The sequence below is a fragment of the Nonomuraea sp. 10N515B genome (assembly GCF_052245915.1).
Classification (GTDB): Bacteria; Actinomycetota; Actinomycetes; order Streptosporangiales; family Streptosporangiaceae; genus Nonomuraea.
In genome coordinates, this window is the sequence record NZ_JBQQBQ010000064.1 from 42,262 (window position 1) to 51,009 (window position 8,748).

Sequence of the window (8,748 nt, forward strand, 5' to 3'; positions counted from 1 at the left end):
GAAGGAGTTCAGGCGATGGACGCCGTTTACACGCATGGCCACCACGAGTCCGTGTTGCGCTCGCACCGCTGGCGCACGGCGGAGAACTCGGCGGCGTACCTGCTGCCGCACCTGAAGCCGCACATGACGCTCCTGGACGTGGGCAGCGGGCCCGGCACGATCACCGCCGACCTGGCGGGCCTGGTCGGACACGTGACGGCGTCCGAGGTCACCGCCGAGGCGCTGGACCTGGCGAAGGCCGAGGTGGCCGCCAGAGGGCTGGGCAACGTGGGCTTCGCCGTCGCCGACGTGCACAACCTGGCGTACGCCGACGACACCTTCTGCGTCGTGCATGCCCACCAGGTGCTGCAGCATGTGGGCGACCCGGTGCGGGCCCTGCGCGAGATGCGCCGGGTGACCAAGCCGACCGGGTATGTGGCGGTGCGCGACAGCGACTACGCCGCGTTCACCTGGTATCCGCGGGTGCCGGCGCTGGATGAGTGGCTGGAGCTCTACCAGAAGATCGCGCGGGCGAACGGCGGCGAGCCGGACGCCGGGCGGCGGCTGCTGTCGTGGGCCAGGGCCGCGGGCTTCGAGGACGTCACCGCCACCTCCTCCACCTGGTGCTTCGCCACACCGGAAGACCGTGCCTGGTGGGGCGGCATGTGGGCCGAGCGGATCCTGCGCTCTTCCATGGCCGAGCAGGCCCTGGCCACCGGCGCCGCGACGGAGGCCGATCTGCGGCGGATCTCGGACGGGTGGCTGGAGTGGGCGGCCGCCGGCGACGGCTGGATATCCATCCTGCACGGCGAGATCCTCTGCCGCGCTTAAGCGCCTGACCTTCAGGGCCAGGCGTGCTCGGGGCGGCGTCGCGTTCAGCGGGCGCCAGAAACCGGGGGCCGTGCTCGGCGGGCGCTACAGGCCCAGGGTGCGGGCCCGCTGCCACTGCGGGTCGCGGTAGAGGACCATGTCGGCGCCGACCATCTCGTCGGGCGCCGACAGCATGGTGATCTCACCCGCGGCCTGCAACTGCAACAGCAGATCGCGGACCCGCGGCCCGACCGGCACCCGACCGGCGGGCAGCCCGAGACCGGACCGCACCGTATCGGCGATCTCCGACAGCCTGAACGGTCCGTCGAAGCCGGCCACGATCCCGCGCACCACGCTCAGTGTGATCAGGTTCTCGGCCTCGGCGTACGCCAGCTGCCAGGTGACCTGCCTCTTGCGCCGCCCGCTTCCCGCGCAGGACGGGCAGCCGCGCGCCAGGCCCGGCGCCATCTGCTCCTCGGCGGAGCCGAGGCAGGCCGAGCACAGGCCGTTCTCGGCGGCGTGCAGCTCGGCTGTCATGCGTCCGCCGAGCACCACGCCGCAGTCGCAGGCGAACGCCTCACCGAGGATGCCGGCCTGCGGGGAGATCGTATGCTTCGTCACCGAGACGACTCTACCGGGACGCGGCGTGGACACGACCCGTCACGTGCGGAGATCGGCCAGGCCACGAAGCCGCCGCAGGGCCTTACGGGCCGCCGCCGCGACCCGTTCGTCCGGATGATGGTCGATGAAGACCTGCAGCACCCGTCCCGTCCACGGATGGTCCCCGAACGCCAGCATCGCGATCGTGTTCGTCTGCTCCTCCGAGTTCATCCCCATGGCGATGGAGTTGATCACCTCGACCGGCGCGTCCCCGAACTCCAGCAGCGCCGCCGCCATGTCCACCAGCACCCACGCGATCTCCTCGGGCACCGGCTGCCGGTCCTCGCGCCCGGTCCTGGCCGCGATCACCGCACCCAGCTTCGGCTCCTCCAACAGCCTGGAGAGCGCCGGCCGGCCTTCCTCGCCGAAGTCCGACCACAGCAGCTCCACGCCGACGGCCCGGCTCAGCGGGCTCACCGTTCCCAGCACCGAGGCGATCTCCGCCGCCGCCGCGTTCGTATCCCTGTCCTTGAGCCACCCCGCCAGCTCCTCGCCGCGCTCGGCCTCCGGATAGGAGCGCAGGCCGTGCAGCAGCGCCGCCGCGTCGGCGTCCGCGAGCGATCCCATGACGGGAATCTCCTGCCCGGTGGTGTCCGCGATGATCAGCCGCGCCGCCCACAGGCCGAGCCAGCTCAGCGTGTACGGCTCCGCCTGGCGCACCAGCCCGAGCCCGGACAGCGTCTCGGGAATGTCGCCCTTGGCCGGCTCACGTGACAGGAACATCCGGATGAGCTCCAGCAGCAGGCCCTCGTCGGCAGCCAGTCGCTCCCGGCAGTGGTCCGCCCAGGCGGCCAGCACCTCCGCGTCCTCGCCCTCGGGTTTCAGCTCCTCGGCCAGGGGAGCGGCGCGTACGGCAGCGGCCAGCGTGGCCTCGTCGGGCAGCCGGATCGGAGGCTGCAGGGGCAGCGTGTCGTCGTCGTTGGACCTCACGAGCCCATCCTTTCGTGATATTTCCGCTAGAGTGCCCGCTGACGCCGAAAAGTCGGAAGAAAGGAGGCGCTGAGATGTTCGGTATTGTTCCGGGCGCTCACCGCGCCCGCTTTCACTTCTCGGAGGAATCGTGCATTTCCGTACCGCAGTCGAGGGTGATCTAGACCGCCTGCTCGGCTGCGTCGTCGACGAGTCCATCAGCTGGGCCCATCCCGACCGCCTGCTGTCGTTTCTCGAAAGCGGCAACTACCGTTACGACCGTATCTGGATCGCCGAGGACGGCGACCGGATCCTGGCCCGCGTCGTCTGGTGGGGCTTCCCCGGCGGCGACAAGCCGCTTGCGATGGACTGCCTCTACGTCCACCCCTCCGTCGAGGATCGCGTGGGCCTGGCCGCCGACCTGCTCCGGCACGCGTTCACCGAGTCCGGTGAACGGCCCGCGTACCACGTGTTCCTGTCCAACGGCTGGCGCGACGACCCGAAGGCCACGGCGGCGATCGCCTGGCGATGGGAGGCCGCGGGCCGCGCCGGGCTCACGGAGGAGCTGGAACGCCTCCGCTACGAGTGGACGGCCGACGAGCCCGTGCCCGAGCCGTCGCAGCGGCTCGTCTTCCGCGGGGATGACGACGACGAGGCGTTCGTCGCGGCGTTCCGGCGGGTGGCCGTGGGCTCGCTCGACTACGACACGCGGCAGGGGTTGCTCACCATGGACCCGGAGACGCAGGCGCGCGAAGACGTCAACGCCTACAAGTCGATGCCGGGGGACCGGTCGTGGTGGCGGCTGGCGTACACGAAGGACGGGGACCTGGCCGGGGTCGCGCTGCCGTCGGCCAACAACGCCGGACCGGTGGTGGGTTACCTCGGCGTCGTGCCCGAGCACCGCGGCCACGGGTACGTCGACGACCTGCTCGCCGAGATCACCCGCTCCCACGCCGAGCGGGGCGTGCAGCGGATCGTGGCCGACACGGACCTGGGGAACGTGCCGATGGCCCGGGCGTTCGAACGCGCCGGCTACCGGAATTTCTCCATCCGGCTGGTCTTGTCCGCCAAACCGGAAATCGCGGCCGACGATCGGAATCCCGTGAACACGTGATGCGCACGGGCCGCCGTACCCGTCATTGTTGATCGCATGACGTGGGACATTGCGAAACTCGACCTGGACGCGTACCTGACCAGGATCGGCTACGACGGCCCGCACGCCCCGACGGCGGCGACGTTACGCGCCGTGCACCTGGCGCACGTCCAGGCCATCCCGTTCGAGAACCTGGACGTGCTCCTCGGCCGGGGCATCCGCCTCGACCTGGACAGCTTGCAGGACAAGATGGTGACGGGCGGGCGCGGCGGCTACTGCCACGAACAGAACCTGCTGTTCGCGGCCGCGCTCGAAAGCCTCGGCTTCACCCTGAAACGCCACCTGGCCAGGATCCGGCTCGGCCGTTCCCACCTGCCCCGCTCGCACGCCACGCTCACCGTGGCATGCGAAGGCCGCACGTGGCTGGCCGACGTCGGGTTCGGGGGTGACGGGCTGGTGGAGCCGATGCCGTTCGAGGACGGCGCCACGCTGGTGTCGGGCGAGTGGCGGTGGCGACTGGGCCGCGACGGCGACTTCTGGGTGCTGCATTCGGGGCCTGCTTCGGAGGAGACGGAGCTGTACGCCTTCCGCCCCGACGAGCCGCACTATCCGAGCGACTTCGAGGTGGCCAACTTCTACGTCTCGGAGTATCCGCAGTCGCCGTTCCGGCACCATGTGCTCGTCCAGCGGACCACTGCCGACAGGCGGATCCGGCTGGAGGATCTACCGGTGACGACCGTGGAGGAGTTGGCGACGACCCTGCGCGACCTCTTCGGCATCGAAATCGCGGAGCCGGACGCCCAGGCCGTCCTCCCCAAGCTCGTGACCTGACCGTCCACGCCTGTGGGAGCCCCGCTCGTTCTCGTTGACGCTCATGGTTCGTGGGCCAGTTGTGGGCCAGGTGGCAACTCCCGTGTCAGAGTCATATGACAGCCTTTGCGGCAGTCAATGAAAGTCTCATATTTAGTGGCTTCAAGGGTCCGCGAAGACGGGAAAGTCGCACGAACAGCCGCAGCAGCGAAACACCACACCCAGGCCGTCCTCACCGACATCGACCACCACAACGGGCATCGACCCCACCAGACGCTTCAACAACGATCGCCAGAAGCCAATACCCGCGCGACTCCATCACCACCGAACACCGAGTTACGCATCCTCCGGCGCGACCGAGTCGGCGGACTCATCCACGAATACCGGCAGGTCACATGACATGGCAGCCTATTCGGCACCCACACCCTACTTCAGGCACTGTTGCATGGTCTTCAATCGCGACCCTGTGATCGGGCAGACGCGGATCTCGCGGCCATCCTCGTCGAAGACCTTCCGGCGCCCCAAGGGCCGGTCGAGCGTGATTGGCACAGAGACGATCCCGCCAGTACCGATGTAAGCAGGCGGCCACAACTCGTCCCGCCACTTTTCAAGCAGCGTGCGCTCATGTCGCGGGCAGACGTCGCGAAGCACCACCCGGACCCGCACGCTCGTCTCGAACTCGACCGCCTCGGCTGCGTCGGCCTTGAGGCATTCCGTGGAGTGCATCCCACTGACCGCCTGCAGGATGAGGGCCCGTCCTTCCACCTCGACCGTGTCGATCCACCCATTGAAGGGTGGTTCAGCCGGCCGAGACTCCCGTAGGGAGGCCGCCATGGAAATCGCGACGGCCAACACCAGGAGGCAGCACATGCGCCACAGGAAGGACGGGCCCAGGGGATTCATTTCTTGTAGATGTCCTTGCCGACGGCCTTCATCACGTCATGGAAGTCGGTGAAGTAAGTCACGCAAGTGGACTGGACAGGCGCATCATCGCCGACTCCGCCGCTGAAGATGCCCTTGGCCACCACGTATCCATCGCTCTGGCGGAAAGTGTAGACCGGCGCGCCTGAATCACCGCCGACCGGGCACCTGCCGGTTTTCTTGCCGACCTGAACCCACCGCGCCGTGCCGATGTATTCCCGGGTTATCTGGTGTGCATACTCGACCTTCCAGCCGATGTCGGTGACCTTGAAGCGGCAGATCTGGCCGTGCGATGCTGGATTCGTGCTGGCGCCGCCGATGCAGTACTGGTCGCCTTCCCGAGCGCGGACCGAGAACCGCCCGCCCACCCACTGCTTGACGGATGAGTCCCTGTCGCCGATGAAGATGGTGGGGCTCGTGACCCGGCCGAATCCCGTCCGGATCAGGGACACGTCGCCGTAGTAGGTCGGCTGGTTCGGCAGTTTGATCGTTCCTTGACCGTCCCGCCAGTTCGTCCATTCGATGATGCCGGCGCTCGCGATTAGCCCGTCTCCCGCAGCGCAGTGCCCGGCGCTCACCATGAGGTTGTCGGTTGCGCTCCCCATGGCGAATCCCGTCGTGCACGCCGTGTCTACGGTGTTGTCAGACTTGTAGGAAATGAACTTGGAGCCGCCGTTGAGCTTTCCCGTGTCATTTTGCCGACTGTCCGCGGCGGCGTAGGACTTCGTCTGGACGTTCGGGTGCGGACGGTCGCTTTCCGAACGCAGCCAGATGGCGACGTTGTACGTGCCGTACCGGTCCGCCAGAGCCTTACGTAACCCTGTGGAGGCATCGGTGGACTGCACCACGACCAGGTTGCGCTCGGGCCAGATCTGCGTCGCAAACAGCGCGGTTCCCGCCGGGATCGTCTCGTCCAGATCGAGCACCTGATCAGTGATGGTGTTCAGCGCCTGGTAGCTGTTGACGACCTCGACGTATCGGGGAGTGATCGAGTAGGGGGTTTCCGCGGTGGTCACCGCGGAAGTCCGGGCCGCTGGGGAATCTTCGCTCTCGAAACCGATCGCGAGGGTTTCATCGGCGTCGCCGTTGTCCAGCGCGATCCCGCTCAGCACCTGGCTCGCGGTGTCCTTGCCCGCCAGCGTCGCGGGAGCGACCACCTGCCCGCTGGCCGGGTCGAAGTAGGGCGGGGCCAACATGGTGGTGTTGGCCTGTGCACGGTCGTCAGCACCGTTCAACGCGTGCACATTCTCAGAGGAGACCGGGAGCGTGTCCAGCTTCCAGTCCGCGGGCGCGGTGAACACTTCCACCCCGTCGGGTCCCGCCGGGTACAGGACCTGAGGTGACGGGACCGGTTCTGTGACGACCGTCAGCTTCGGCACCTCGGTGCCGGGGTCACCGTACTCGGTGGAGGCGAGCTCGCGGAAGTTGTCGAAGGTGTTGGCCTCGTTCGGCTCCTGCAGTGTGAGCCCGTAGTTGGGGCTGCCGCTCGCCCAAGCTGCGGCGATCTCCTTGACAGGCCAGTCGAGTGTCCCTCTGCCGCAGTCGCTGGCGTAAGACTGGGTGACGATCGTGGCGCCCTCGGTGGTCGTGGCTGGCTTGTTGGCCCAGGTGAGATCGTACGGATCCCAGCGGCTGGTGATCCGCCGGACCTGGATGCCGTCTCCAGCCTCTCCGCAGCCCGGGCCATCGGTGTTCACCACCGACAACTTCGCGTCAACGATGCGCTGACCCGTGAGAGCCATGGTGTCGAAGCGCAGCAGGACGCGGTTACGTATGCCGAAGATGCCGCCGGCCATCAGCAACGGCGAAGACGGGTCGCCCACGCCGCCCTCGTCGGAGACGTCCACGTCCGCACTCGCCGGCATCCCGACCGAGCCGCTGATCGTAACGGGGAAGGCCGTGGTGTCCAGCTTGGCGCCGTCCAGCGCTACCCGCAGGTTGTCGCCGGACTGCTCGCCCTTGAACGCGCCGAGGGCCGATTTCGCGGTCGTACCCCGTCCTGGCTTGATGTGCAGGCGGGGCGTTGACGCGTGCAGAACGGTTCGCCCCTGAGCGTCCACGAGCTCCTCCCGCCGCTCGCCGGATGAGGCGCCCTTCACCTGCACGGGAAGCGTGAGGTCGAGGGGTTTCGCCGGGCGACGCTGGAGGACGATCTCGTAGCGGAATCCCGCTGCCATGGCGCTGACCACGAGCCGGGCACCGTCGCCCAGGTCGTACGTCGCTCGGTTCGCCGAGACCTGAGGGCGCGGGAGCGGGGTCGGCCATGACAGGGCGAGCGATTGGCCTCCGGCGGTCGACAGCTGGGCGAACGGTTCGGACTTCCCGCCTGCCGTGAAAGCGAGCGGAGCCTTCACGAGGTTCGGCCGAAGAGCGCCGTCCTTCTCGACGAGCCTCGTGTCGATCCAGGCCCACGCTCCGGTGTTCTGCTTGAGTCGCACGGGTCGGGACCAGGTTTCGATGATCACCTGCCCGTCCTGCCGGCGGACCACTCGCCGGGATTCTGTGGCGGCGCCCAGGATCTCGCCTGGTGGCTGCTTGGTCGCGGCCGCCATGGAAACAGGCGACGGGCCGGCTTGTTGTGCCTGGACGGGCGAGGGGTTGAGGACCGAGGCGGCGAGGACCGCACCCGCTGTGACGGCGAGAGCTGAGCTTCGTAACAACCGTGTAGACCGCAAGGGCGCCATCCATGAAGATCCTGACAATCTGGAAAACTCGGAGTGAGCGTAGATCACGAACGGCAGGGTGGCAAGATCCACACTGAGTCATGGCCCGATGACCAAGCCGTGGGTTTCCGTAGCGTGGCGTGCCGGTCGCTCAATCCACCACGATGGTCGCGGAGGGTCGCTACAGAGATTGAGGCGTTCTCAGTAAGCGAAGATCACGTTGTGTGATGAGGAGATGGTCCAGTCGTGTTTGTTGTCCCTCACGCGAAGGGCTGAAGTGATAACTCAGCTGAGATCCGAGCAGCGATCAGGCAACTGATCGCCAACGACGACTCGACGTAGCCCTCCTCTGCGTACTCCTGGCTGTCTTCAAGGAACTCAGTAAGTGCCTCCGTCATCGCGGCAGCGACATCCTCTGCTCTTCGAGATCGGCGATGGCATCGGACGCCTCATCGCTGTCAAACGGGCCTTCGAAGGGAGTCCAGTCGTCCACCATGCAGCCTTTCCGGAGATATGCGCCGGTCAGGCTATCCGATCTCACCCACAAGACGCACCGGCCGCTTGATCAATCCAGCCGCTCAATGGGAGCGGCCATGAGGCGCGGTTACCCGCCGTTGTGTCCGTGATTCAGCGGACACGTAGGTCCTTCGGTCGCTAGAGTTGAAGCTGTTGCGGAATCCCGTCCGCCTGGGGAATTGAGGAGCACTGATGTCTACAACGATGACCGGAGCTTCCGTTCGCCCCTTGGTGACCGCAGTCGCAGGCTTGTAACGCCGCGCGTGTAGCAGCAAAGTCAGCACACATCCCGGTCGCCGGGGCGAGGTGACACGTGTCACCGGCCCTTGGCGCTGTTTGGCGTCTCCGTTCGCCTTTCCGGGAGTTCTGCTGTGTCCGCTCGTCATG

Annotated in this window: 7 protein-coding genes; 3 read left to right on the forward strand and 4 right to left on the reverse strand. The window is 67.3% G+C overall.

Annotated elements, in window-relative coordinates:
- Positions 1 to 15 precede the first annotated feature (15 nt).
- Positions 16 to 810 carry a class I SAM-dependent methyltransferase gene (locus tag ACTWQA_RS48895; RefSeq protein WP_443165690.1) on the forward strand — a complete coding sequence of 265 codons (795 nt, stop codon included), beginning with the start codon at positions 16 to 18 and terminating at the stop codon, positions 808 to 810.
- A gap of 84 nt (positions 811 to 894) precedes the next feature.
- Here ACTWQA_RS48895 and ACTWQA_RS48900 read toward each other — a convergent pair whose 3' ends face one another.
- Together ACTWQA_RS48900 and ACTWQA_RS48905 are read right to left on the reverse strand one after the other, a co-directional pair.
- Positions 895 to 1,410 carry a hypothetical protein gene (locus ACTWQA_RS48900; RefSeq protein WP_443165691.1) on the reverse strand — a complete coding sequence of 172 codons (516 nt, stop codon included), beginning with the start codon at positions 1,408 to 1,410 and terminating at the stop codon, positions 895 to 897.
- 39 nt (positions 1,411 to 1,449) lie between these two features.
- Positions 1,450 to 2,379, reverse strand: a complete 930-nt coding sequence (locus ACTWQA_RS48905; protein ID WP_443165692.1) for a hypothetical protein — start codon at positions 2,377 to 2,379, stop codon at positions 1,450 to 1,452.
- A gap of 130 nt (positions 2,380 to 2,509) precedes the next feature.
- On the opposite strand from ACTWQA_RS48905, the gene ACTWQA_RS48910 reads away from it, so the two are divergent.
- Positions 2,510 to 3,472 (forward strand): GNAT family N-acetyltransferase, encoded by a 963-nt coding sequence (locus ACTWQA_RS48910; protein WP_443165693.1) that lies wholly within the window; start codon positions 2,510 to 2,512, stop codon positions 3,470 to 3,472.
- 36 nt (positions 3,473 to 3,508) lie between these two features.
- On the forward strand, positions 3,509 to 4,282 hold the full coding sequence (locus ACTWQA_RS48915) for an arylamine N-acetyltransferase family protein (RefSeq protein ID WP_443165694.1): 774 nt from the start codon (positions 3,509 to 3,511) through the stop codon (positions 4,280 to 4,282).
- A 405-nt stretch (positions 4,283 to 4,687) separates the two neighbouring features.
- Here the strand turns inward: ACTWQA_RS48915 and ACTWQA_RS48920 are convergent, their stop codons facing one another.
- Entirely contained in the window at positions 4,688 to 5,164 is a 477-nt protein-coding gene (locus ACTWQA_RS48920; protein ID WP_443165695.1) for a hypothetical protein, read from the reverse strand.
- Positions 5,161 to 7,371: a DNRLRE domain-containing protein gene (locus ACTWQA_RS48925; RefSeq protein WP_443165696.1), complete on the reverse strand. Its 2,211-nt coding sequence runs from the start codon at positions 7,369 to 7,371 to the stop codon at positions 5,161 to 5,163. Before ACTWQA_RS48925 ends, ACTWQA_RS48920 begins: the two co-directional genes overlap by 4 nt.
- Positions 7,372 to 8,748: the final 1,377 nt, after the last annotated feature.